This is a genomic window from Pantoea sp. AS-PWVM4 (assembly GCF_000468095.1).
In the GTDB taxonomy this organism is placed as follows: Bacteria; Pseudomonadota; Gammaproteobacteria; order Enterobacterales; family Enterobacteriaceae; genus Pantoea; species Pantoea phytobeneficialis.
The window spans coordinates 145,473-168,650 of sequence record NZ_ASZC01000018.1 but is presented as its reverse complement, the minus strand read 5'-3'; the positions used below and the strand labels follow the sequence as shown (position 1 = coordinate 168,650).

The following is a 23,178-nucleotide window of genomic DNA, read 5'->3' as shown; positions in this document are numbered from 1 at the left end:
ATTGCTGACGGGTTGCAGGAAGGGGAATCCATTGTGGCCAACGGACTCTTCCTGATTGACTCGGAAGCCAATATCAGCGGAGCGCTGGCGCGGATGCGTCAGGCGGAGCACGACCATGATTGAATGGATTATCCGACGTTCGGTCGCCAACCGCTTTCTGGTGATGATGGGCGTGGTGTTTCTCAGCCTCTGGGGCGGCTGGACTATCATCAACACCCCGGTTGATGCCTTACCCGACCTCTCTGATGTGCAGGTGATCATCAAAACCAGCTATCCCGGCCAGGCACCGCAGATTGTGGAAAACCAGGTCACTTATCCGCTCACCACCACCATGCTGTCCGTGCCGGGCGCGAAAACGGTGCGCGGTTTTTCACAGTTTGGCGACTCGTATGTTTATGTGATTTTTGCTGACGGTACCGACCTCTACTGGGCGCGATCCCGTGTGCTGGAGTACCTGAACCAGGTACAGGGAAAATTACCGGCTGGCGTCAGTTCCGAGATCGGCCCGGACGCCACTGGTGTCGGCTGGATTTATGAGTATGCGCTGGTGGATCACAGCGGTAAGCACGATCTGGCCGAGTTGCGTTCCTTGCAGGATTGGTTCCTGAAGTATGAACTGAAAACCATTCCGGATGTGGCGGAAGTTGCCTCGGTGGGCGGGGTGGTGAAGCAGTACCAGATTCAGGTCAACCCGGTGCAACTGGCGCAATACGGTATCAGCCTGGCGGAAGTTAAATCGGCGATTGAAGCCTCCAATCAGGAAGCGGGCGGTTCCTCGGTGGAAATCGCCGAGGCGGAATATATGGTGCGGGCCAGTGGCTACCTGAAAACCCTGGACGACTTCAATCATATCGTATTGAAAACCACCGCCAACGGGGTGCCGGTCACGCTGGGTGAGGTGGCGCGGGTACAGACTGGACCGGAAATGCGGCGAGGTATCGCTGAACTTAACGGTGAAGGCGAAGTGGCTGGCGGAGTGATTATCCTGCGCTCCGGCAAAAACGCGCGCGAGGTGATTGGTGCAGTGCGCGAAAAGCTCGCCACCCTGAAACACAGCCTGCCCGCCGGGGTTGAGGTGGTGACCACCTATGACCGCAGCCAGTTGATCGATCGTGCCATCGATAACCTGAGCCACAAGTTGCTGGAGGAATTTCTGGTGGTGGCGCTGGTGTGCGCGTTGTTCCTGTGGCATGTGCGCTCGGCGCTGGTGGCGATTATCTCGTTGCCGCTCGGGTTGTGTATCGCCTTTATCGTGATGCATTTCCAGGGGTTGAATGCCAACATCATGTCGCTGGGCGGTATCGCCATTGCGGTGGGGGCGATGGTGGATGCGGCGATTGTGATGATTGAAAACGCCCACAAACGGCTTGAAGAGTGGCAACATCAGCACCCGGACACGCCCATCGACAGCGCAAGTCGCTGGAAGGTGATCACCGATGCCTCGGTCGAAGTTGGACCGGCGTTGTTTATCAGCCTGCTGATTATTACCTTGTCGTTTATCCCGATTTTCACCCTTGAAGGCCAGGAAGGGCGGCTGTTTGGCCCGCTGGCATTTACCAAAACCTATGCGATGGCTGGCGCGGCGGCGCTGGCGATTATCGTCATCCCGATTCTGATGGGGCTGTGGATCAGAGGCAAAATACCGGCGGAAACCCGCAACCCGCTTAACCGGGCATTGATCAAAATCTATCACCCGCTGCTGCTGAAGGTGCTGCACTGGCCGAAGTTGACGTTAGTGGCGGCCGCGTTGTCAATCCTGACCGTGTGGTGGCCGCTAAGTCAGGTAGGGGGTGAATTCCTGCCCAAAATTAACGAAGGCGATCTGCTCTATATGCCTTCGACCTTGCCGGGCGTGTCACCGGGACAGGCGGCGGCGTTGTTGCAGACTACCGATAAACTGATCAAAACCGTACCCGAAGTGGCCTCGGTTTTTGGCAAAACCGGTAAAGCGGAAACCGCCACCGATGCGGCACCGCTGGAGATGGTGGAAACCACGATTCAACTGAAACCGGAAAGCGAGTGGCGGCCAGGCATGACCCTCGACAAAATTATCGATGAACTGGACGCCAGGGTGCGCCTGCCAGGCCTGGCAAACCTGTGGGTGCCGCCGATTCGCAATCGCATCGATATGCTCTCCACCGGGATTAAAAGCCCGATAGGCATCAAGGTGTCCGGCACGTCGCTTGCGGATATCGATGACAGCGCGCAGCGTATTGAAGCGGTGGCAAAAACCGTGCCCGGCGTGGTGTCAGCCCTGGCGGAACGTCTGCAAGGCGGGCGTTACATTGATGTGGATATCAATCGGGAAAAAGCGGCACGTTATGGCATGACGGTGGGCGATGTACAGTTATTTGTCTCTTCAGCGATTGGTGGCACCACGGTGGGTGAAACGGTGGAAGGCGTGGCGCGTTATCCGATTAACATGCGCTACCCGCAAGGTTACCGCGATAGCCCGGCAGCGCTACGGCAGTTACCGATCCTCACCCCGATGAAGCAACAAATCACCCTGGGCGATGTGGCGGATGTCCGGGTGGTTACTGGCCCCACCATGTTGAAAACCGAGAATGCCCGACCCGCCAGTTGGATCTACATCGATGCCCGTGGCCGTGACATGGTCTCCGTGGTGGAGGATCTGAAAACCGCGATTGCCGGGCAAGTCACGCTGAAGCCAGGCACCAGCGTCGCCTTCTCCGGTCAGTTTGAGTTACTGGAACATGCCAACAAGAAGCTGAAACTGATGGTGCCGATGACGGTGATGATTATCTTTATCCTGCTGTATCTGGCATTTCGCCGCGTTGATGAAGCTCTGCTGATCCTGATGAGCCTGCCTTTCGCACTGGTGGGCGGCATTTGGTTTCTCTGGTGGCAGGGATTCCATCTGTCGGTGGCGACCGGCACCGGGTTTATTGCGCTGGCCGGGGTGGCGGCGGAATTTGGCGTGGTGATGTTGATGTATCTGCGCCATGCCATCGAAGCGGACCCTGCGCTGGCTCACCCGACCACCTTCACGCAACAAGGGCTGGATCAGGCGTTGTATCAGGGGGCGGTGCTGCGTGTACGACCAAAAGCGATGACGGTTGCGGTGATCATTGCGGGCCTGCTGCCGATTCTGTGGGGGAGTGGGGCGGGATCGGAGGTGATGAGCCGTATCGCTGCGCCAATGATCGGCGGCATGATCACCGCACCGCTGTTGTCGCTGTTTATCATCCCTGCGGCTTATAAACTGATCTGGCTGCGTCGGCAGCGCTTATCGGTACATCTGTCGTAGCGACGCGATTTATCGCGGGATTAAGTTATAAGCGGTGGGTACTGTTCAATAAGCGAATGTAACGCTGTTGCCGGGTAGAAAAGAATCAGGCGGTTATCGATAGCAAGTATGATTATGTACCTGTTATTGAAAAATATGTACGGGATAGTCCCGTACAATGATCGTAAAATCCTGTGGTGATTTTTCAACACCCGTGACGATATGGATATTACCCCCGTTGCCAACTCTGTGTCAGGGGACCATGACGTCCGCTAACCGGATCGCTCTCCGGGAACGGTAACTGGCTGATACGTTGCAACATCTCTGAGGTCGGTGCCGTGCGGCAGATATCCCATTGTTGGTGGGGCGGATAGGCACCCACTACCTGGAAATCCTCGCTGCTGCCCTGATTACAATGTCCGGTGCCGGCGGGGAGCAGGGCGACATCACCTGCCGTCATCGTGATAACTTCACCTCCTGGCCCTCCCAACATCACTTTTGCATGACCGCTGACGCACCCCAGCACTTCATGGGCGGTGCTGTGATAATGATGAAAGCTGAAAATGGACGCGACCCACTGCGGCGGCCAGTCGTTGTTCTCAAACAAACTTTCGGTTGGGGCCGTCATTGCAGGCTCAGGGGGTAACACGCCTTGATAAAAAATAACCGGCAGATGGGGGTTATTTGGCACCCAGTTGTTGCGTTCTAAGCGCAGCAGTTTGATGTTATCTGCCGCAGGCGCAGCGCTGGCATAGCGGTTGAACAGCACAGGCGCACTCAACGCAAGGCCGGACAACGCGCCGATAAAGTGACGACGAGATAAATCATCCATCCTTTCCTCCAGACATTTAATGCGAGACAGTTCACATTTTAAGCTTAATACAAATGTTATCCGACCGAGTGGCATTTGCGACGGAAGAAATAAAGTTACCAAAGGTGAAGATTTCATCTTAAAATTAACGTGAAGGAATTGTACCGACATGAAATGAAAGGAAATTGATATGGAAGTTAACTATGAAAGCGGCAGTGTTCATCTTCTCAATAATCTTAACACTCAGACTAAACATAATGACACCAGACGCATAAAGAGGAGTAAAAATACCCATGAAACTATTAAAAGCAACAATAAATTCAACATTAAACCAAAAAGTAATAATGACAATTGGATAAAAACAGATAACTACAGGAATCAGTATAAAATGATAACTGATAGCCTGCTAAAAGAAATCAAAAAAATTGTTCCTGAGCAGTGGAAAAATATTGAAAGGAGAATTCTCCTGGGCGAGAGATTGAAACTGGAAGATATAGTCATTGAACTTTTATCCCCTTTCAGTTTCAATGCATTAGAAGTGTTAATGACAAGCAAAATGACAGGAGTTCTGAATAAAACAGTAACAAATGGTGTGTCGGATTCGACTGTGCGCAGTGCGTTATGCCAAAGGCTGCGGCAAGAGATGGAAATGTGGGATCCTGCAAATGACAAGCAAGTTGCAGGTATAAGTTCTCTCCTGAAAACGTATAACTTAATAAATTGTGATTTGACTAAGCTGGTGTTGATACAGTTGAATCCACAATTTACGGCATTGCATCTTTCCAAAGAGAAATTAAGATTTGCATTTAGAAAGCTGAAAATAATTATGACGTGGACAGATATTGAGCTTAGTCATATGATTGCCAACACAGTTATCCCCAAAAATACGCAACAGTGGTACGAGAAAAATAAGGCGTTATTCAGCGATAAAAGCATGAAATCTGTTGATTTCGATTTCCGCCTGAAAAACAGTGGTCCCCCGTCAGAAATGACCGTTGAACAGTTACAAAAACTCCTTTTGCGTGATGCTCGCCACGATCTGACATGTAGCCTGATTGCTCTGTATGCCACGCAATCAGGAATAAAATTGGCGCTTTATGATCGCCACACTGCCATTTTGAAAGAGGATGAGCCTCATCACGAACCAAAGGTTAATGCCGATCCTGCATCTGAATGCGAGACAAATCCCTCTTTGGTTCAACTTCCTGAAACATCCCTTTCATTGCCTGTTCAAACATCAGCCCCTGATATGAAGACGCAATTCTGCTGGTTCGCTGATCCCACAACCCAATCGACCACCGTGATGCTGAAAAGCGTACCTTACATGGACACCTTTGATTATGTCCTGGGAGAGATGGTCCACACCCCAGCGGCTGATGCCTTGCAGCGTAGTAAAGATTTTGCCCGGCAATTCTTGCTTGACCGGGAAGGATAACATAACGCGCCACCCCGCGCTGCCAACGTAGTGGCGCATGGCACCATCAATCAGCCAAAACGTTCCGGTCGGAACTCCGCCAGCATCGGGTGCTGTTCGCCGCTTACGATCTCTTCTGCCAGCAGCTCTCCGACGATCAACGCCAGTGTCGCCCCGGAATGGGTAAAGGCGACAAAACAACCCGGCACCTTTTGCAACTCGCCCAGCACCGGTTCACCGTCGCCAGGAATCGGTTTGTAACCGATCTTCCAGCTTTGCGCCTGCAAATCCGCGCCGTCTGGCAGGAGTTTTTTCGCTTCACCCACCAGTTGCTGCACCACCTTTTCATCGATAGTAAATCCACCGGTGGCAAGCGGCTGGATGTCGTGTTCATACCAGTCATGATCCAGTGCCAGCCGGTTGCCGGGATCAGGACGTACCGCCACGCGCGGTGTGTTCAACACAGCAGTTAATTTTTGCCCCGCAGGTTGGGTGATCACCAACATCGAGAGTGGCGAACCATTGGGGATCTGTACACCCAGCGGGGCCACCACATCAGGCGTGGCGGGACCGCAGGCCACCAGCACCGCATCCGCCGCTAACTCGCCCCCTTGCCAACGCACACCGCAGGCACGGCCTTCGCGGGTAACCACCTGAGCCGGTCCGGCTCCCTCGATAATCTTGCCACCCAGTCCCCGGAGCTTATCCGCCAGATAAGTCATCAGGTCGGGTAAACTGACCCAACCCTCACCCGGATTAATAATCGCTTCTCCACTAAATGCATCGGGTTTGATTTGTGGCAGATCTTCACAGCTAACAAGATGTGAGTCATAGCCGTGCGCTTTTTCATACGCATGTCGCGCCCGTAGAGCCGTGCCATCTCCCGTGGTCCAGAACACCGCACCATCAAAGCGCAACCAGTCGCGCGTTGGATCTTGGGCAAACAGCGTGCGGTAGCGGTCGATACCCACCATACGCAGCGCATGATAGGCCGTTGATCGTTCGCCTGCCGAGTTGAGCCACGACAACGAACGCCCCGATGCGCCGGAACATAACGCAGCCTCTGTCACCAGCGTCACCACGATGCCGCGTTGCGCCAGTTGCAGTGCACTGGACACGCCCAGCACGCCGCCACCCATTACCACCACTTTTTTTACCGCCATGTTGGATTCCTTGTTCACAGCACTTCAGAAAGAAAACGTTGCAGACGCGGCGACTGCGGGTTATCAAACAGCGCTGCCGGGCTGCCCGCTTCGATAATCTCGCCTTCGTCCATAAACACCACCTGATCGGCGACTTTGCGCGCAAACCCCATCTCATGCGTCACCACCACCATCGTCATGCCGCGCCGACACAAATCCGCCATCAGGGTCAGCACACCTTTCACCAGCTCGGGATCCAGTGCCGACGTAGCTTCATCAAACAGCATTACTTCCGGGTCCATCGCCAGCGCTCTGGCGATGGCCACACGCTGTTGCTGACCGCCAGACAGATCGCGCGGATGATGATCGGCACGCTGGCCCAGTCCCACTTCGTCCAGGCGCTGGCGGGCGATGGCCATCGCCTGGGATTTTGGCAAACCTTTCACTTTCCACGGGGCCAGCGCCACGTTTTCCAGCGCGCTATGATCGGGAAACAGGTTGAAATGTTGAAACACCATGCCAATCCGCAGGCGCAGGGCATCGGGTTTGTCACGCAACACCGAGCGTCCGGCCAGCAACACATCGCCGGATTGTGGCTCGTGTAGTCGGTTGATGCCGCGCAGCAGGGTGGACTTACCGGAACCGGACGGCCCGATGATGCAGGTGGTGGTGCCGGGAGCCACTGTCAGGGATACACGACGCAACACCTCAATCGGACCATAAGCCAGTGACAAATTACGCAACTCCAGGCTGGCACCTTTCCAGCTTGCCTCAGTCATGATTGCCTCCCAGGCTGCTGAACAGCGCGTTATTCGTGGGTTTCTGCACTTCCTCCACTTCCTTCAGACCGCTTTGTGGCGCGCTGCGGCGACGGCGTCCGGTGCGATAACGCACATCGACGTAGTTCACCATATGCGTCAGCGGTACGGTGATGATCAGATAGAACAACCCAGCCAGCATCAGCGGCGACAGGTTGCCGGTCAGCACCGCAGCGTCCTGGCCGACACGAAACAGTTCGCGCTGGTTGGTCATCAACCCGAGCAGATACACCAGCGAGGAATCTTTAATGATGGCGATAAACTGGTTAACGATGGCGGGCAGCACACGGCGGATCCCCTGTGGGATCACCACCAGCTGCATCGCGCGGCTATAACTCATACCGAGTGCACGACAGGCCTCCATCTGGCCGCGTTCTACGCTCTGAATCCCGGCCCGGAAGATCTCCCCCATATAGGCGCTGGCAATCAGGCTGAGGGCGAAAATGCCCAGCGGGTAGGGCGACGGGCCAAACAGTTGATAACTGAAGCGCGCTAATCCCTGACCGATCAGCAAAATGGTGAGAATCGACGGCAGGCCGCGAAACAGGTCGGTATACATCCGTGCAGGCAGGCGCACCCAGCGTGACGGGGAGATCCCCAGTAGCGCCAGCAGCAGTCCCAGCAGCGTGCCGAGTAGGGTGGCGGCCAGCGAGATAATCAGGGTGTTGACCAGGCCGGTCGCCAGCAACTGCGGCAACACCTCCATCATCGACGGAATATCAAAGAAGGTACGGGAAAGAATTGTCAGGACGTCCATCGGCGTCTCCCTTCATGGCGGGTGATGAGCAAGCCCATCACCGGTTGAAAGTGTGATCTATTGGCCGTCAGGCAGATACTGTTTTGGCATGGGCGAGCCGGGAAACCACTTCTGATACAGCTGTTTCCAGGTGCCATCCTGCATGGCGGCTTTGATGGCTTTGTCCAGCGCCGCTTTGAACGCCGGTTTGTCTTTGGCGATGGCGACCCCCGCAGGCGCATTGAACGAGGGGATATCGGCGGCAGAGACCAGTTTGAAGCGCTCGGCGTAACTTTTCGCCGCTTCATAATCAAGGAATACCGCATCCAGCGTGCCGTTATTCAGCGCGGAGACGGCGGTGTTGTTATCCGGGAAACGGACGATGTCCGTCTGGGTGAAGTGCTGCACCGCATAGCTTTCCTGCAATGTCCCCTGAATCACGCCAAGGCGATGTTTCGCCAGGCTGGCGACATCCTTAACGCCGCTGTCACTGCGCGTCAGCACTGTCAAATAACCGGCGAGATAGCCGGTGGAGAAATCGACGGTTTTTTCGCGCGCCGGGGTGATCCCGATGGCGGCGACTCCAGCATCAAACTGGCCATTCGCCACCGCAGGCAGAATGGCGGAGAAATCCTGACCGACAAAATCCACCTGATCGATACCCATGCGGTGGGCGACATTTTTGAAAAACTCCACATCAAAGCCGGTGAACTGGCCGCTGGCGTCGGTGAAGGTATAGGGTTTGGAGTCGCCAACGCTGGCGACGCGCAGATGGCCGGGAGAGAGCAGGCCGTAAGGATTGTCCTGACTTACAGCAACGGTGGTAAAGGAAAGCGAACACAAGGCGATGGCCGCGCCGAACAGCGCGTGCAGGGATTTATGCGATTTCATAGCTCGTCCGTTTTTGCAGGTTAAACATCAGAGACTGTTGAGCCGGTAAGCTGTAATGTTTTTGAGACCGGTCTCAACGCAGGTGACTCCGCGAGACACAGTGATTGTGAGACCGGTCTCAAGGAGTTACAATGAGTTTAAGCACACCCGATTTTCAGCGTCAATGATCCTGACCTCAACCTGTGATTCGAATTAATTATGACCAAGCAAAAAGTGCGTTCTAAAGCGCCAACCGTGGCAGATGTCGCGCGGGAGGCCAACGTTTCCAAAGCGCAGGCGGCACGGGCGCTGGGTGGCTATGGTGCGGTGAGCGAAGAGGTGCAGATTCGGGTTAACCATGCGGCTGCCGCCCTGGGTTATCGCCCCAATGAGCTGGCGCGCAGCATGAACACCGGCCGTTCCAACACTATCGGGGTGATCGTCGGGGATATTGAAAACCCGCACTTTGGTGTGGCGCTGCGGGGTATGGCGGATGTGACCCGTCAGGCCGGTTATCAGTTGCTGTTAAGTAACAGCGATGAAAAATGGCAGGCGGAACAGGATGCGGTCCGGGTGATGCTGGAAAAACAGGTGGATGGCATCATCGTCACACCGTGCTGCTCAGAACGGGAGAAAAACGGCCATCTGATGCAGGTACAGGCGGAAGGGCGGGCGCTCAAATTATTTGATCGCGCGGTTATTGGTATGGATGTGGAGGCGATATGCTGCGATTTTACCGCCGTTGCGCAACAGGCCACTCACCAATTGATTGCGGCGGGACACCGTGAGGTGGTGTATGTCACCAGCATGACGCTTGAGCACGATTTTCAGCAACTCAGCGACTTTGGTTTGACCCCGGTAGCACAGCGCGTTGATGGCATGATGCGCGCGTTTGCGGCTGCCGGACATCCCTTCGATCCCGGCATGGTGCAGGTGAATGCCGGGAGTGACGAACAGATCCAGCAGATCGTAGCGCGCCTGTGGCAACGCCCACGTCCACCCACCGCACTGATCGCCTCCGATAGCGTGGTGGCGATGTCGCTGCTGCGCGAGCTGACACGGCGTGGCTTGCGCATCCCGGAGCACCTGTCGTTTGTTATGTATGACAACTTCCCCTGGAGCGAAATTATCTCCCCGCCACTGACCGTGGTGGCACAGCCGGTATACGAAATGGGGCGCGAAGCCGCGCGCCGGTTGATCGCGGAAATTCGTGGCGAGATGCTGGAACCCTTACCCACGTTCAGTGCGGAGCTGATCGATCGCATGTCTATTGGGGCACCCCGTAGATTGCCGTAGCGGCGCGATTTATCGCGCTGATTTTTACAGGCGGATAGTTCATTTTGTTGATATAACGCAAAGTAAATAAATATCATCATGGCAAGTATTAATGCCTGGGCTTAATTTATTAATAAGGGGTTGTTTTTAAGGTTATTACTTACGTTCTCGAGAAACTCTTACTTTATTTTTCACAACTTTAACAATACAAGTAAAAACATTCCATCTTAACAAGAGTTCAGCATTTTTTTCATAATTAAAAACACCATGCCAGCAGCGATAACAACGATGCGACTATTTAACTATGCCAAATTTAAATCTCAATGCTTCATTGATTAAAACCACCGGCCTCTTCCACAATAAGGTAAACAACAAGAATAAAACGCATTTACCCCAAAAAATTAAGAAGTTCACTAACAATATGGAGGTGCCAAAAAGTCAGGATTATGTTGTGAAAATTCGGGACGAAAATCACCAGGGTGTTAATTTACGCGCGCCGCAGTGGAACGGTAAATCCCTTACGCTGAAGGATGTTTTTTTGGGCTTGCTTGTGGTTCAAACGGTCGCGGTGGTGGCTGGTGCTTCACCTGTCGGGCAGACGTCTGGCATCACGCCGCAGCGAAACAAACGTGGGATCAGCCTGTTTGCTGTCTCTAATGATTGCAGCTCTTATGCAACAAAACGTGCCGCAGCGCAGGCTATCAAGGATTGCTCGGATGACATCGCTTACTTTAATCGTAAGGCCAAACACCTTATCCATCATGCACGTACCAGGGGGCAAGATGAGTGTAATAATATTAATAATGAAATCAAAGAAATGAAAATTGTCACAGGGAAACCGGTATCAACGGGGGTTTCTTCCGAGTGCCTGGGGGGGAATATCAGCAATGATATTGCCAATCTGAAAAGTGAGAAAATGTATACCGAAAGTTTTATTGAAATTGTTGAGAAGCAGAATACGACCTACTCAGTTATTTCCGTAAAAATCCTTCGTATGCACGGAAATAATGTCGATAGCGATATAGGAAAACTGGAGGATCAACAAAGAAAAATATGGGAGATTAATGAAGGGATTGATCATCTCACTGACGATTGTAACAAGTTTATCAAGGTTAAATATCTCGCAGATAATACGCGTGGCGCCTATGAAAACCTCGAGGCTCTGGTGGCGGGACATAAAGACACTAATTTTGAAACCAACAGAGCACTTATCTTCGCCAATGATGAAATTCCAAAATCAGGAGGTATGGATTGTGAAGTCTCGCCCATAGCACAGCAATATATGGACGCATTTCATAATGAAAAATTCTTCCGCTGTGATAATGGGGGGCCAAAGGATAAGTATTGTGATGACGCTGCCACGCAACGGGCTGAAAAGATCTATAACAATAATTTTTCTAACCCTCGGGTCAGATCACCGCTGTATTTCAAATAACCCTGGTAGCGGCGCGATTTATCGCGCTCTTTTGTCGCAGCTTAAACCGCGCTGCTACCAGGCCTGGCAACCTCACGTCGCAGTCCGGTAACATCATCCATAGTTGTAATGAGAACCATTCGCAGCTAGTATCATTACACTTTTCACCTTTTGACATACTTTGACATCATGTTGCCTGCTGCTGAATCGCCCGCTGCGCCTTCTCTCGCGCTGTTCTACGCCACCAATCACCGCTGGCTGAAGCACTGGCTGACGGGCAAGTTGCGTTCGGCTTTTGATGCGGATGATGTCGCTCAGGATACGTTTCTACGGGTGATGTCCGGGCATCATCTGTCTGATATTCGTGATGCCAAATCGTTTCTCTGTACGCTCGCCAAACGTGTGATGGTGGATCGCTTCCGCCGTAACGCGCTGGAAACCGCGTATCTGGAATTACTCAGCCAGCTCCCTGAAGCGGTCGCCCCCTCACCGGAAGTACAACAAAGCCAACTGGAAACCCTGCAATTACTGGATCGAATGCTGGATGGACTGGGTTACAAGGCGCGTCAGGCATTTCTGCTGTCCCAGTTGGATAACCTCACCTATGCCGATATTGCCGTGCAGCTTGCCGTATCCGTCAGTTCGGTGAAGAAATATATGGCGAAAGCCACCGAGCATTGCCTGCTGTTTCGTCTCGAGCAGGGGTTGTGACGTGACGGCTCCGCTCTCCAGCTCGCAACGGGAGGCGCTGCGCAGCGCATCGCACTGGTACGCCGTGCTCAGCGGAGAACGCGTCAGTCCTCAGCAGGAACTGAAATGGCAGCGCTGGGTGGATGCGAATCAGGATAACCAATGGGCGTGGCAACAGGTGGAAAATCTGCGTCAGCAAATGCAGGGCATGCCGGGCGAGGTGGCCAGCAAAGCGCTGCGTGATTCGCAGATAACGCGGCGTCATGTGCTGAAGGGGTTGCTGCTGGCGGTCGGCGTGGGTGCCGGATGGCCGTTGTGGCGCAGCGAGTATGCCGCCGGATTACGTGCGGATTATCGCACCGCTCGCGGTGAGATCCGTCACTACCCGCTGGACGATGGCAGCCTGCTGACGCTCGACACCGCCTCAGCAGTAAATGTCAGTTTTTCAGCCCTGGAACGGCGGATCGATCTGATTGAGGGCACCCTGGCCATCACCACGGGCAAGGATGCAGCACAGCGCCCGCTGCGGGTGTATACCCGTCAGGGGCAGATGACGGCGCTGGGTACGGCCTTCAGCGTGCAGCAACAGCCCGACAGCACGCTGCTGCGCGTTTCACAACATGCGGTGGCGGTGCGCCTCAACCATGATGCAACACAATCCCTCACCGTACAGCAGGGGCAAAGTCTGCACTTCACCGCCGATCGCTTCGGTGCACTGACCCGCGACGTCGAACGTGCCCCGGCGTGGATTAACGGCTGGCTCAGCGTGAGCGATCGTCCTTTGGGGGAAGTGATCGACCAACTGGCGCGTTACCGTCAGGGCATGCTGCGTTGCGATGCGGATGCAGCGCAGTTACGCGTCACCGGTACTTTTCCGTTGCTGAACAGCGACCAGGCGTTACTGGCGCTGGAGCAAACCCTGCCTGTTGTCCTGCATCGCATCACCCGTTATTGGGTGCGGGTCACGCGGCGATAAATTTTTTTGTCCCGTCATTGTCCCTTTTGTCTGCGTCATACGACTTATCTCTGAAGACCACAAAAAATCATAAATTTTGGAGAGGTTATGACTGTTTCTCGTCCTGCTTTGCACCTGCTTCCTGCATTACTTTTCACCTCGGGAATGGTGATGGCGGCCACACCGGCCACCCATCCGTACAACATTGCTGCCGGCCCGTTGGACAGTGCATTAAACCAGTTCGCCTCTGCGGCGGGTATTACGCTGTCGCTGGATGCCACCCTGACACGCGACAAGCACAGCGCGGGCTTGCAGGGCGACTATTCGGTGCAGGATGGCCTGGCGGCCCTGCTGGCCGATTCACAGCTCGAAGCCAGTCCGTTGGGCGGTAACCTGTGGACGGTAAAGCAACGTCCCCATGAACAGAGCCTGACGGTGGTGGGTGACTGGCTGGGTGAAGCACGCGAAAGCGACGTGTTTGAACATCCGGGCGCGCGTGATGTTATCCGTCGCGCAGAGTTCGCTAAAAACGGTGCCGCCACCATGCGCGAGGTACTCAACCGCATTCCCGGTGTCAATGCAACGGAAAACAACGGCACCGGCAGCCATGACCTGGCGCTGAATTTCGGTATTCGCGGTCTGAACCCGCGTCTTGCCAGTCGTTCAACGGTGCTGATGGATGGTATCCCGGTGCCGTTTGCGCCTTATGGTCAGCCGCAACTGTCGCTGGCACCGGTTTCGCTCGGCAATATGGATGCAGTGGATGTGGTGCGCGGCGGCGGTGCGGTGCGTTACGGACCGCAGAGCGTTGGTGGCGTGGTCAACTTTGTGACGCGGGCAATCCCGGCAGATTTTGGTATCGAAGCCGGTGTGGAAGGACAGCTTAGCCCGACTTCGTCACAAAACAACCCGAAAGAGACGCATAACCTGCTGGTCGGAGGCACCGCCGATAACGGGTTTGGTAGCGCGATTCTCTACTCCGGGACGCGCGGCAGCGACTGGCGGGAACACAGCGCCACCCGCATTGATGATGTGATGCTGAAAAGTCAGTACAAACCTAACGATGTGCATACCTTCACCAGCCTGCTGCAATATTACGACGGTGAGGCAGATATGCCGGGCGGCCTGAGCCGTGCCGCTTACGACGCCGACCGCTGGCAATCCACCCGTCCGGTCGATCGCTTCTGGGGCCGTCGCCAGCTCGCCAGCCTCGGCTATCAGTTCCAGCCCGATGCGCAGCATAAATTCAATATCCTCGGCTTCTACACCCATACGCTGCGCAGCGGCTATCTGGAACAAGGGACTCGCGTGACGTTGTCACCGCGTGAGTATTGGGTGCGCGGCATCGAACCACGCTATAGCCAGAGCTTTAACCTGGGTCCGACGGCGCACGAAGTGGGGGTGGGCTACCGTTATGTCAGCGAATCCGGTCATGAGATGCGTTACTACGTGCCCACCGCTAGCGGCGAGCTGCCGTCCACCGCCAGTCCTTACGATCGTGATACCCGTTCCGGCACCGAGGCTCATGCCTGGTATCTGGATGACCGTATCGATGTCGGTAACTGGACCATCACGCCGGGAATGCGTTTTGAACATATTGAATCCTTCCAGCGCAACGCGATCAAAGGTACGCGTCAGGACGTGAGTTACAACGCGCCGCTGCCTGCGCTGAACGTGCTGTACCACCTCACCGACAGCTGGAACCTGTATGCCAACACCGAAGGATCTTTCGGCACCGTTCAGTACAGCCAGATCGGTAAAGCGGTGGAAAGTGGCAGCGTCGAGCCGGAAAAAGCCCGTACCTGGGAAGTGGGCACCCGTTATGACGATGGTGCGCTGACGGCAGAAGTTGGCCTGTTCCTGATTAATTTCAACAACCAGTATGACTCCAACCAGACTAACGACACCGTTACCGCGCGCGGTAAGACGCGTCATACCGGTCTGGAAAGCCAGGTACGCTACAACCTCGGTGAATTGACGCCAGCGCTGGAAGACGTGTCGGTTTACGCCAGCTACGCGTACGTCAATGCCGAGATCCGCGAAAAAGGCGACACCTATGGCAACCAGGTGCCGTTCTCTCCGCGTCAGAAAGGCACCTTCGGCGTGGATTACCAACCAGGTAACTGGACCTTCAACCTCAACAGCGAATTCCAGTCGAGCCAGTTTGCCGATAACGCCAACACCGTGCAGGAAAGCGCCGATGGCAGCACCGGCCGCATCCCTGGCTTTATGCTGTGGGGCGCGCGCGCCAATTATGCTTTCGGTCCCAGCCTTGCCAACCTTAACCTCGCGGTCGGGGTGAAGAACCTGTTTGATCAGGCATATTTCACCCGTTCCTATGACGACAACAACAAAGGCATTTATGCCGGTCAGCCTCGCACCTTCTATCTGCAAGGTTCACTGAAATTCTGACGGGAGACGTCTCCATGCGCGTTTTTTTATTGCTGCTGGCGTTGATGGGACAGGCCAGCGCGGTGACGGTGCAGGATCAGCACGGTACCTTTACCCTCAACCAGACACCGCAACGGATTGTGGTGCTGGAACTGTCGTTTGCGGATGCGTTGGCGGCGGTGGATATCAGTCCGGTGGGGATTGCTGATGATAACGATCCGCAACGTTTGCTGCCGGAGGTGCGTGAGCACCTCCAACCCTGGCAATCGGTCGGGCTGCGCGGGCAGCCCAGCCTGGAGGCCATCAGCAGCCTGCACCCGGATCTGATCATCGCCGACAGCAGCCGTCATACCACAATCTATGGCGCGTTGCAGCGTATCGCCCCGGTGTTGTTGCTTCAGTCGCGCAATGAAACATACGCAGAAAATCTGCAATCCGCCGCCATCATTGGCGAGGTGGTGGGTAAAAAAGCCGAGATGCAAAAACGCCTGGCGTCGCACCGGCAACGTATCGCTGAGGCGGCCAAACTGTTACCACAGGGGGCGCGGGTGCTGTTCGGCACCTCGCGGGAAAATCAGTTCACGCTGCATTCGCGCGACAGCTACACCGGCGGGGTGCTGGCTGAGCTGGGGCTGACGGTGCCGGATCCGATTAATGGCGCGGCGATGACGCCGATTGGTCTCGAAAACCTGCTGGCCCAGAACCCGGACTGGCTGCTGGTGGCGCACTATCGCCAGGAAAGTATTGTGAAGCGCTGGGAAGCCGATCCGCTGTGGGGGATGTTGAGTGCGGCGCAGCAGCATCATGTGCGTGCCGTCGACAGCAACAGTTGGGCGCGGATGCGTGGCTTGTTCGCCGCGGAAAAAATTGCGCGTGACGCTGTCACCTTATTTGCGCCATGACCCGTTGGTTCCTGAGCCTGGCGCTGCTGCTCTGCGCCTTCTGGTTTAGTCTGACCAGCTTCTCGTCCGTGCCGATTGCACCGCAGTCGGCACTGCATGCGTTGTGGCCGGGGCCGCCTGGCAGCATCGGTGAGGCGTTGGTATTCAATCTGCGCTTGCCGCGTGCGCTGGTGGCGGTGCTGTTAGGTGCGGCGCTGGCACTGGCCGGGGGATTGTTGCAGGCGCTGACCCATAATCCGCTGGCCTCGCCGTCGGTGTTAGGGATCAACAGCGGCGCGGCGTTAGCCATCGCCCTGGTGTCGGCCTTTGCACCGGTGAAGCTGGAGGGCTATCCAATGGCGTTGATTGCTGCCTGTGGCGGCGCACTTAGCTGGCTGTGCGTCACCCTGGCGGCAGGCACACGCGAGCGGCAGCGGCTGATCCTCGCCGGTATCGCGTTATCCGCTTTCTGCATGGCAATGACCCGCATTGTGTTGCTGCTGGCGGAAGATCATGCCTACGGCATTCTGACCTGGTTAGCCGGGGGAATTGGTCATGCGCGCTGGCAGGAGGTGTGGCAATTGTTACCGGTGATGGTGGTGATTATCCCGCTGGTATTGACCCAGACGCGTGCGCTCAACGTGCTGGCTATGGGTGACAGCGCGGCGCACAGCCTCGGCGTCAATATTGGCGTGGTACGCGGTGGGTTGAGTATCGCGCTGCTGCTGTTGGTCGGTGCTTGCGTCAGCGTGGCAGGACCGCTGGGGTTTATTGGCTTGCTGGTGCCACATCTGGCGCGCGCGTGGATCGGGCACGATCTGCGCGTCATGCTACCGATGGCAATGGTGCTGGGGGCCACGCTGCTGCTGTCGGCAGATATCGTGGCGCGCGGGCTGGCATGGCCCGGTGAACTCCCCGCCGGAGTGGTGCTGGCGCTGGTCGGTGCGCCCGGTTTTGTCTGGCTGGCAAGGAGGCAACGCTGATGTCGACACGCTATCTGTTACCGCTGTTGTTGCTGTTGTTGACGATCAGCGTGGTGGTCAGCCTGAAGCTCGGCGTGCAGTCATTCGCCTGGTCAACGCTGTGGAGCGCCTGGCAAGTGAGCAGCGAGGCGCATTTCGTGGTGATGGAGTACCGTCTGCCTCGGGTAGTACTGGCGTTGCTGGTGGGGGCGGCGCTGGCGGTTTCCGGCGTGCTGGTCCAGGGCATCATCCGTAATCCGCTGGCCTCACCGGATATTCTTGGCGTCAATCATGCCGCCAGCCTCGCGTCTTTACTGGCGCTGCTGCTGTTGCCCGCCTTACCGCTGGTGTGGCTGCCGCTGATAGCGTTTGCCGGTGGCTGCGCTGCGCTGGTCATGCTGCACTGGCTGACCGGCACTGCCTCGCCGCTGCGGCTGGCGGTGGTGGGGGTGGCGCTTGCCGCCTGCTTTGCCAGCGTCACCGATTATCTGTTGTTATCACGGCCACAGGATGTCAACACCGCGCTACTGTGGCTGACCGGCAGCCTGTGGGGGCGTGACTGGCAGATGGTGCTGCTGGCGTTACCGTTGCCGGTGTTGCTGCTGATGAGTCTGGCGTTCTGCCGCGATCTCGACCTGCTGGCGCTGGGGGATGAGCGTGCGGCGACCCTTGGCGTGTCGTTACACCCTTTTCAACGCGGCGTGTTGCTGGTTGGCGTCGCACTGGCGGCACTGGCAGTCGCGGTGTGTGGACCGATCAGCTTTATTAGCCTGGTGGTGCCGCATCTGGTGCGCCGTCTGGTAGGGGGACGCCATGCCCGCCTGCTGCCGTTTTCCGCATTACTGGGCGCACTGGTGTTGCTGCTGGCCGATGTGCTGGCGCGCACTGTGTCGCCACCGATGGAGCTGCCAGCCGGTATGATCACCGCCTTAATCGGCGCTCCGTGGTTCTTCTGGCTGTTAATCAGGACACGATAGATGCAACTGAGGGTTGAGAATCTGACTGCGGGCTACGTGGGCAAGCGCGTTTTGCAGGATGTCAGCGTCAGCTTTCCCGTCGGGCAAGTCACTGCGCTGCTGGGACCGAATGGCTGTGGTAAGTCGACATTATTAAAATCGCTGGCGCGTCTGTTGGTCCCCAGCCAGGGAGAGGTGTTGGTTGGGGATCAACCCCTGGCGCGCTTCTCCGCGCGGCAACTGGCACGGCATCTGGCATTGCTGCCACAACAGCATCTGACGCCAGAAGGGGTTAGCGTAGCCGAGTTAGTGGCTTATGGTCGCCATCCCTGGCTGCCGTTATGGGGGCGGTTATCGGTACAGGATAGGGCGCAGGTGCAGGTCGCGATGGAACGGATGGGGGTGGATCATCTGGCACCGCAGCGGGTCAGCGATTTATCCGGTGGACAACGCCAGCGGGTGTTCCTGGCGATGTTGTTAGCGCAGGATACGCCAATTGTGCTGCTGGATGAGCCAACCACCTGGCTGGATATCAATCATCAGATCGAACTGATGAAACTGATGGGAGAATTAAAGGCACAGGGCAAAACGGTGGTTACGGTGCTGCATGACCTCAATCAGGCCAGCCGCTATTGCGACCAGTTGGTGCTGTTAGCACAAGGTGCGCTGGTCACCCAGGGAACGCCGGCGCAGGTACTCCAGCCAGGGATCCTCAAGCGTGTGTTCCAGGTAGATGTAGCAGTGGTGCCCGAACCACTCAGCGGCGCGTTAATGTGCGTGCATTATGATAATTAGCATGATCACGATAACCGCACTAATTATCAATATTGAAACGATAACTATGGTTATTATTACTTTCATCGAAGGCACACAGCCTTCCAAACAAACAAATTAAGGATTAAGACCATGAAAACTATCAAAGCACTGTCAATCGCCGCTGTAGCCGCTCTTTCCCTGATGTCATTTGCCAGCTTCGCGCAGAGCGTTTCTGTCACCGCCGATACCCTGGACGGTGCTGAAGCGCAAATCGCCGCTCAGGCAGCACAGCATGGTGATCAGTACAAAATTACTGAAGCCAACACCAATAACCGCGTTCATATGACCGCAGAATTGTACAAATAATAAAACGCAGTACCAACAAGGCCGCCTTATCAGGCGGCTTTTTTTTTGCAAAAAAAGTCATGAAATTCTTTTTTTTCAGGAAAATATCAAATAAATCCTGCCTGAGATCGTAAGTTTATTGTATTTAATCGTGAATTTACATTTAAATCCTGAAACGGATGATAAAAGATAATACCTTAGTGGCGTTTTCTTTACGTGAGGGATAATGTGATGAAGATTTATAAAAAATCAATAATCATGGCTTTGGTTTTATTTAGCCAGTCAACACTGGCGAATACGTTGCCAGCGACGATATATGTCATGAGTCATGGAAAATCAGTAGCCTCTTTTGATGTGCCTGTAGCGACAAAAATAGACATCTCTGCTGAGCATCAGGAAAGCAACACCGAGGAGAACAAGACTTATTTTAAGGGGAAGGTCAGGGTGTTATTAACCTTCTCCTCAGGTGAAGTCATGCACATGCAGGGAGAGGAATTTGAGATTCTTTCTAAGTCCGGTACAGAGCCTGACGGCAAGGCCAGCAAAGTGCGATAAGTCGTCGATCTTATCAGGCTAAACGTGGATTTCATCGCCAAGAGAGGCATTGTTTATGTACCAGATTGATTATAATAGTTATCGCTCGGTCAAAGGGTTTAACCGGCGGGTTCGCTTCCTGGTTTTTCATTACACCGCCATTGATTTTAAAGCGTCAATCAACGCCCTGACCGGTTCTTCCGTCAGTGCGCATTATCTCGTCCCTGATCCCCTGGATAAAAGCTATATTGCTGCGGGCTTTAAGGATATGCGTATTTTTAATCTGGTCGATGAAAATGAACGTGCATGGCATGCCGGAATCAGTACATGGGCAGGGCGCAGTAATTTAAATGATACCTCACTAGGCATTGAGATTGTTAATTTAGCGCAGGATAATAATGGCGTACAGATATTCCCACCTTATAATCCTGTTCAGACCGAAGCGATTAAGCAACTTGCCGCGAATATCCTCCTGCGTTATCCCGATATAGTCCCTACCCATATTATTGGACACAGTGACATTTCACCCGGGAGAAAAAGCGATCCGGGGGCCGCATTCCCGTGGAAAGCGCTTTATGATGCCGGTATTGGCGCATGGTACGATGATGCGACGCAATTACGTTATCAGACGCAGTTCTTGAGTGCGCTTCCGGCCAAAGCAGACATCATTGCCAAACTGAGTAAATATGGCTATGACACTGCGGTGACAGGGACAGAAAGTGGCTACCGCAATCTGATTCGGGCATTCCAGCTTCACTTTCGTCAGAAAAATTATCAAGGAATCGTTGATGCGGAAACTGCCGCTATCCTGTATGCCTTGGTAGACAAATACTTTCCATGAGATTCAAAAAAAATCCGGAAACGCCATGTTCCCGGATTTTATTATCAGTAAAGCATTAACGCATCAGAACTGATAAACAAGGCCCACGGCCACAACATCGTCGGTGCTGATCCCGGCGGATTCAGTGAACTCGCTGCTGTCGATCAGGTTGATCTTGTAATCAACATAAGCGTTCATGTTCTTGTTGAAATTATAGGTCGCACCGATGTCGATAAATTTAACCAGATCCTGGCTGCCATAGGTGTTGCCATCGCCGGAAGCACCAAGGTCTTTGGCACGGGTCTGGTTATATCCCACAAATGGCACCAGACCGAAGTCGAAGGTGTAGCCCGCATAGGCTTCGAACAGGTCAGACTGGTTGGCATAACCGTAAGCACCGCCTGAGCTGGAGCCGAAACGTGAGGCGTTGTAGGCTTTGGTGTACATAAAGGCCAGGTAGATGTTGTTCGCATCGTATTTCAACGCAGTGGTGTAGGCTTCTGCGCGGGTACCGTGGCCCATAATGCCGCTGGTCACGCTGTTTTGCTCGTTGGTACGGTCGGCACTCATGAACGCACCGGCCAGACTGAAGCCTGCGCCAATGTCATAAGATGCTGACATGCCGTAACCGTCACCATTCTGACGCAGCACATCACGTACGCCTGGCTCGCCGCCACCGTCGTTTTTGCCCTGATATTGCAGCGCGAACTTCAGACCATCCACTAGACCGAAGAAGTTGGTGTTGCGGTAGGTCGCCATACCATTGCCACGGTTGAACAGGAAGGTGTCTGAGTTATAGGTCATGCCGTCGAACTCAGGCTGCATATCGGTGTAGCTCAGAGCATCGTACATCACGCCAGAGTTACGACCGTAATCGAACGAACCGTAGTCGCCATATTTAACACCGGCGAAACCTTTACGGGTATACATCGAGTCGGATTCGTTTTCCGCCTGATTCAAATTCCACTGCGCCTGCCAGAATCCGTAACCGGTCAGCTGGTCAGTAATTTGCGTTTCACCACGGAAACCAAAACGCATGTACGATTGGTCACCATTCTGGCTTTGATCGTTGGTGATATAATTTTCACCCACTACCATGCCGTTAATATCTAATTTGTTACCATCTTTGTTATAAACTTCCGCTGCATGTGATGCGTTGGCCATGATCAGGCCTGCCACCACTAAGGATAGCTTTTTAATGTGCTTGCTCATTTTATTCCTCGAAAAAACCACTGCTTGTAATATTTAGTAATGCGGGAACTTATTTCCTCAGTGATGGTATGTAACATTCATTTTCTGCTCAGTAAATCTATGTAAGGAAAATCCGCACAATTAGGTAAAATAGTTCTATTGATGTGCAGTTGATCACGGCTTAGCACAGTTTGGTAAATTAAAACCGCCCGCAGTTGTGTTATTAGTCTAATAAGTCCACACCAATGCCGGGTGTGATGATGGCAATGTGACAGATGAAAAAGATGAAATGGATCGTTACTGGCGCGGAGTCCGGGCTGGGTAAAGAAATTGTTGTGCAGTTATTGCAGAATGGATGCTATGTCTCTGCTATTGTTGAAGATTATATTAAAGTTGCCGACCTGACGTCCCGGTTCCCAAACCAATTTGTTGGGGTGGAGATCGCACGAAACGATAGCCGGGGAATCGCCTCATACCTTCAGTCTGTTATTGACGATTTTTCCAGTGTCGATGGGGTGATATTGTGCGACAACACCTTATTAACAAAATCGGTGGAGGATATGTCAGCTGATGAAATTATATCCTCTGTCAGCTTCGGATTAACCAATCCGATCTTGCTGATACGTGAAATTATTCCGTACTTCCGATATAAAAATGAGGGTAGACTCATCCTGGTATCTTCTTCCCATGATAAAAAATCGCCGTCAGACAGGTCGGTGAATTATGCTATCAGCAAGGGAGTGGAGAGTCTTTTTTCATCACTGACGCATGATCTTTCCACATTTGGCATCGAAACATCGGTTATTAATTTCAACACAGAAGATTATGTTGCCTCTGTGACAGGAAAAAATAACTGGGCGGCTTATTCGATGGCAGAATGTATTTCGAGTGAAATAACCCCGACTCGCATGGTGATCTGTTAATCACTCGACGTGCGTTATTATTTTTATGCTAAGTCGGGAAGTGTTCA

At 54.2% G+C, this 23,178-nt stretch carries 21 protein-coding genes; 15 read left to right on the top strand and 6 right to left on the bottom strand.

What is annotated here, in order from left to right; genetic code table 11:
• Positions 1-115: 115 nt before the first annotated feature.
• Positions 116-3,268, top strand: coding sequence for a CusA/CzcA family heavy metal efflux RND transporter (locus L579_RS17160; RefSeq protein ID WP_021185448.1), 3,153 nt, complete (start codon positions 116-118; stop codon positions 3,266-3,268).
• A gap of 208 nt (positions 3,269-3,476) precedes the next feature.
• On the opposite strand, the gene L579_RS17155 is transcribed toward L579_RS17160, so the two are convergent.
• Entirely contained in the window at positions 3,477-4,079 is a 603-nt protein-coding gene (locus tag L579_RS17155) for a cupin domain-containing protein (protein WP_021185447.1), read from the bottom strand.
• A 169-nt stretch (positions 4,080-4,248) separates the two neighbouring features.
• Here L579_RS17155 and L579_RS17150 point away from each other — a divergent pair, with 169 nt between their 5' ends.
• The gene (locus tag L579_RS17150; protein ID WP_021185446.1) at positions 4,249-5,493 is read left to right on the top strand and encodes a hypothetical protein; all 1,245 of its coding nucleotides are present in this window, start codon (positions 4,249-4,251) and stop codon (positions 5,491-5,493) included.
• 50 nt (positions 5,494-5,543) lie between these two features.
• On the opposite strand, the gene L579_RS17145 is transcribed toward L579_RS17150, so the two are convergent.
• The 4 genes from L579_RS17145 to L579_RS17130 are packed head-to-tail and all read right to left on the bottom strand — an operon-like array spanning position 5,544 to position 9,059.
• The gene (locus L579_RS17145; RefSeq protein ID WP_021185445.1) at positions 5,544-6,635 is read right to left on the bottom strand and encodes an NAD(P)/FAD-dependent oxidoreductase; all 1,092 of its coding nucleotides are present in this window, start codon (positions 6,633-6,635) and stop codon (positions 5,544-5,546) included.
• 14 nt (positions 6,636-6,649) lie between these two features.
• The gene (locus L579_RS17140; protein WP_021185444.1) at positions 6,650-7,393 is read right to left on the bottom strand and encodes an amino acid ABC transporter ATP-binding protein; all 744 of its coding nucleotides are present in this window, start codon (positions 7,391-7,393) and stop codon (positions 6,650-6,652) included.
• Positions 7,386-8,189: an amino acid ABC transporter permease gene (locus L579_RS17135; RefSeq protein ID WP_021185443.1), complete on the bottom strand. Its 804-nt coding sequence runs from the start codon at positions 8,187-8,189 to the stop codon at positions 7,386-7,388. Before L579_RS17135 ends, L579_RS17140 begins: the two co-directional genes overlap by 8 nt.
• Positions 8,190-8,246: 57 nt before the next feature.
• The gene (locus L579_RS17130) at positions 8,247-9,059 is read right to left on the bottom strand and encodes an ABC transporter substrate-binding protein (protein WP_021185442.1); all 813 of its coding nucleotides are present in this window, start codon (positions 9,057-9,059) and stop codon (positions 8,247-8,249) included.
• Between the two features lie 198 nt (positions 9,060-9,257).
• Between L579_RS17130 and L579_RS17125 the strand changes: the two genes are divergently transcribed.
• The 12 genes from L579_RS17125 (at position 9,258) to L579_RS17070 (ending at position 21,038) form a co-directional block, all read left to right on the top strand.
• The gene (locus tag L579_RS17125) at positions 9,258-10,334 is read left to right on the top strand and encodes a LacI family DNA-binding transcriptional regulator (protein WP_021185441.1); all 1,077 of its coding nucleotides are present in this window, start codon (positions 9,258-9,260) and stop codon (positions 10,332-10,334) included.
• A 283-nt stretch (positions 10,335-10,617) separates the two neighbouring features.
• Entirely contained in the window at positions 10,618-11,748 is a 1,131-nt protein-coding gene (locus tag L579_RS17120) for a hypothetical protein (protein ID WP_021185440.1), read from the top strand.
• Positions 11,749-11,916: 168 nt separating this feature from the next.
• Positions 11,917-12,438 (top strand): ferric citrate uptake sigma factor FecI, encoded by a 522-nt coding sequence (gene fecI, locus L579_RS17115; RefSeq protein ID WP_021185439.1) that lies wholly within the window; start codon positions 11,917-11,919, stop codon positions 12,436-12,438.
• 1 nt (position 12,439) lies between these two features.
• A complete protein-coding gene (gene fecR, locus L579_RS17110) occupies positions 12,440-13,393 on the top strand; it encodes a ferric citrate uptake sigma factor regulator FecR (protein ID WP_021185438.1) in 954 nt (317 codons plus the stop codon).
• A gap of 87 nt (positions 13,394-13,480) precedes the next feature.
• Positions 13,481-15,784 (top strand): TonB-dependent Fe(3+) dicitrate receptor FecA, encoded by a 2,304-nt coding sequence (fecA, locus tag L579_RS17105; RefSeq protein ID WP_036627104.1) that lies wholly within the window; start codon positions 13,481-13,483, stop codon positions 15,782-15,784.
• 14 nt (positions 15,785-15,798) lie between these two features.
• Positions 15,799-16,665, top strand: a complete 867-nt coding sequence (locus L579_RS17100; RefSeq protein WP_021185436.1) for a Fe(3+) dicitrate ABC transporter substrate-binding protein — start codon at positions 15,799-15,801, stop codon at positions 16,663-16,665.
• Positions 16,662-17,627: an iron-dicitrate ABC transporter permease FecC gene (gene fecC / locus L579_RS17095; protein WP_021185435.1), complete on the top strand. Its 966-nt coding sequence runs from the start codon at positions 16,662-16,664 to the stop codon at positions 17,625-17,627. The genes L579_RS17100 and fecC overlap by 4 nt, the downstream gene beginning before the upstream one ends.
• Positions 17,627-18,583, top strand: a complete 957-nt coding sequence (gene fecD / locus L579_RS17090) for a Fe(3+) dicitrate ABC transporter permease subunit FecD (protein WP_021185434.1) — start codon at positions 17,627-17,629, stop codon at positions 18,581-18,583. The genes fecC and fecD overlap by 1 nt, the downstream gene beginning before the upstream one ends.
• Positions 18,584-19,357, top strand: coding sequence for a Fe(3+) dicitrate ABC transporter ATP-binding protein FecE (gene fecE, locus L579_RS17085; protein WP_021185433.1), 774 nt, complete (start codon positions 18,584-18,586; stop codon positions 19,355-19,357). It abuts the gene before it with no gap.
• A 111-nt stretch (positions 19,358-19,468) separates the two neighbouring features.
• The gene (locus L579_RS17080; RefSeq protein ID WP_021185432.1) at positions 19,469-19,684 is read left to right on the top strand and encodes a YdgH/BhsA/McbA-like domain containing protein; all 216 of its coding nucleotides are present in this window, start codon (positions 19,469-19,471) and stop codon (positions 19,682-19,684) included.
• A gap of 210 nt (positions 19,685-19,894) precedes the next feature.
• A complete protein-coding gene (locus L579_RS17075; protein WP_021185431.1) occupies positions 19,895-20,218 on the top strand; it encodes a hypothetical protein in 324 nt (107 codons plus the stop codon).
• A gap of 55 nt (positions 20,219-20,273) precedes the next feature.
• The gene (locus L579_RS17070; protein WP_021185430.1) at positions 20,274-21,038 is read left to right on the top strand and encodes an N-acetylmuramoyl-L-alanine amidase; all 765 of its coding nucleotides are present in this window, start codon (positions 20,274-20,276) and stop codon (positions 21,036-21,038) included.
• 63 nt (positions 21,039-21,101) lie between these two features.
• Here the strand turns inward: L579_RS17070 and ompC are convergent, their stop codons facing one another.
• Entirely contained in the window at positions 21,102-22,229 is a 1,128-nt protein-coding gene (gene ompC / locus L579_RS17065) for a porin OmpC (protein ID WP_021185429.1), read from the bottom strand.
• Between the two features lie 254 nt (positions 22,230-22,483).
• Between ompC and L579_RS17060 the strand changes: the two genes are divergently transcribed.
• Entirely contained in the window at positions 22,484-23,131 is a 648-nt protein-coding gene (locus L579_RS17060; RefSeq protein WP_036627100.1) for an SDR family NAD(P)-dependent oxidoreductase, read from the top strand.
• Positions 23,132-23,178: the final 47 nt, after the last annotated feature.

Bases quoted from the DNA above. Each gene is read 5' to 3' on its own strand.
- L579_RS17150 (WP_021185446.1), top strand. From the start codon at position 4,249: ATGGAAGTTAACTATGAAAGCGGCAGTGTTCATCTTCTCAATAATCTT.
- fecE (WP_021185433.1), top strand. From the start codon at position 18,584: ATGCAACTGAGGGTTGAGAATCTGACTGCGGGCTACGTGGGCAAGCGC.
- L579_RS17060 (WP_036627100.1), top strand. From the start codon at position 22,484: ATGAAAAAGATGAAATGGATCGTTACTGGCGCGGAGTCCGGGCTGGGT.
- L579_RS17100 (WP_021185436.1), top strand. From the start codon at position 15,799: ATGCGCGTTTTTTTATTGCTGCTGGCGTTGATGGGACAGGCCAGCGCG.
- L579_RS17120 (WP_021185440.1), top strand. From the start codon at position 10,618: ATGCCAAATTTAAATCTCAATGCTTCATTGATTAAAACCACCGGCCTC.
- fecA (WP_036627104.1), top strand. From the start codon at position 13,481: ATGACTGTTTCTCGTCCTGCTTTGCACCTGCTTCCTGCATTACTTTTC.
- L579_RS17135 (WP_021185443.1), bottom strand. From the start codon at position 8,189: ATGGACGTCCTGACAATTCTTTCCCGTACCTTCTTTGATATTCCGTCG.
- ompC (WP_021185429.1), bottom strand. From the start codon at position 22,229: ATGAGCAAGCACATTAAAAAGCTATCCTTAGTGGTGGCAGGCCTGATC.
- L579_RS17160 (WP_021185448.1), top strand. From the start codon at position 116: ATGATTGAATGGATTATCCGACGTTCGGTCGCCAACCGCTTTCTGGTG.
- L579_RS17130 (WP_021185442.1), bottom strand. From the start codon at position 9,059: ATGAAATCGCATAAATCCCTGCACGCGCTGTTCGGCGCGGCCATCGCC.
- L579_RS17070 (WP_021185430.1), top strand. From the start codon at position 20,274: ATGTACCAGATTGATTATAATAGTTATCGCTCGGTCAAAGGGTTTAAC.
- L579_RS17080 (WP_021185432.1), top strand. From the start codon at position 19,469: ATGAAAACTATCAAAGCACTGTCAATCGCCGCTGTAGCCGCTCTTTCC.
- fecD (WP_021185434.1), top strand. From the start codon at position 17,627: ATGTCGACACGCTATCTGTTACCGCTGTTGTTGCTGTTGTTGACGATC.
- L579_RS17140 (WP_021185444.1), bottom strand. From the start codon at position 7,393: ATGACTGAGGCAAGCTGGAAAGGTGCCAGCCTGGAGTTGCGTAATTTG.
- L579_RS17125 (WP_021185441.1), top strand. From the start codon at position 9,258: ATGACCAAGCAAAAAGTGCGTTCTAAAGCGCCAACCGTGGCAGATGTC.
- fecC (WP_021185435.1), top strand. From the start codon at position 16,662: ATGACCCGTTGGTTCCTGAGCCTGGCGCTGCTGCTCTGCGCCTTCTGG.
- fecI (WP_021185439.1), top strand. From the start codon at position 11,917: ATGTTGCCTGCTGCTGAATCGCCCGCTGCGCCTTCTCTCGCGCTGTTC.
- L579_RS17075 (WP_021185431.1), top strand. From the start codon at position 19,895: ATGAAGATTTATAAAAAATCAATAATCATGGCTTTGGTTTTATTTAGC.
- L579_RS17145 (WP_021185445.1), bottom strand. From the start codon at position 6,635: ATGGCGGTAAAAAAAGTGGTGGTAATGGGTGGCGGCGTGCTGGGCGTG.
- L579_RS17155 (WP_021185447.1), bottom strand. From the start codon at position 4,079: ATGGATGATTTATCTCGTCGTCACTTTATCGGCGCGTTGTCCGGCCTT.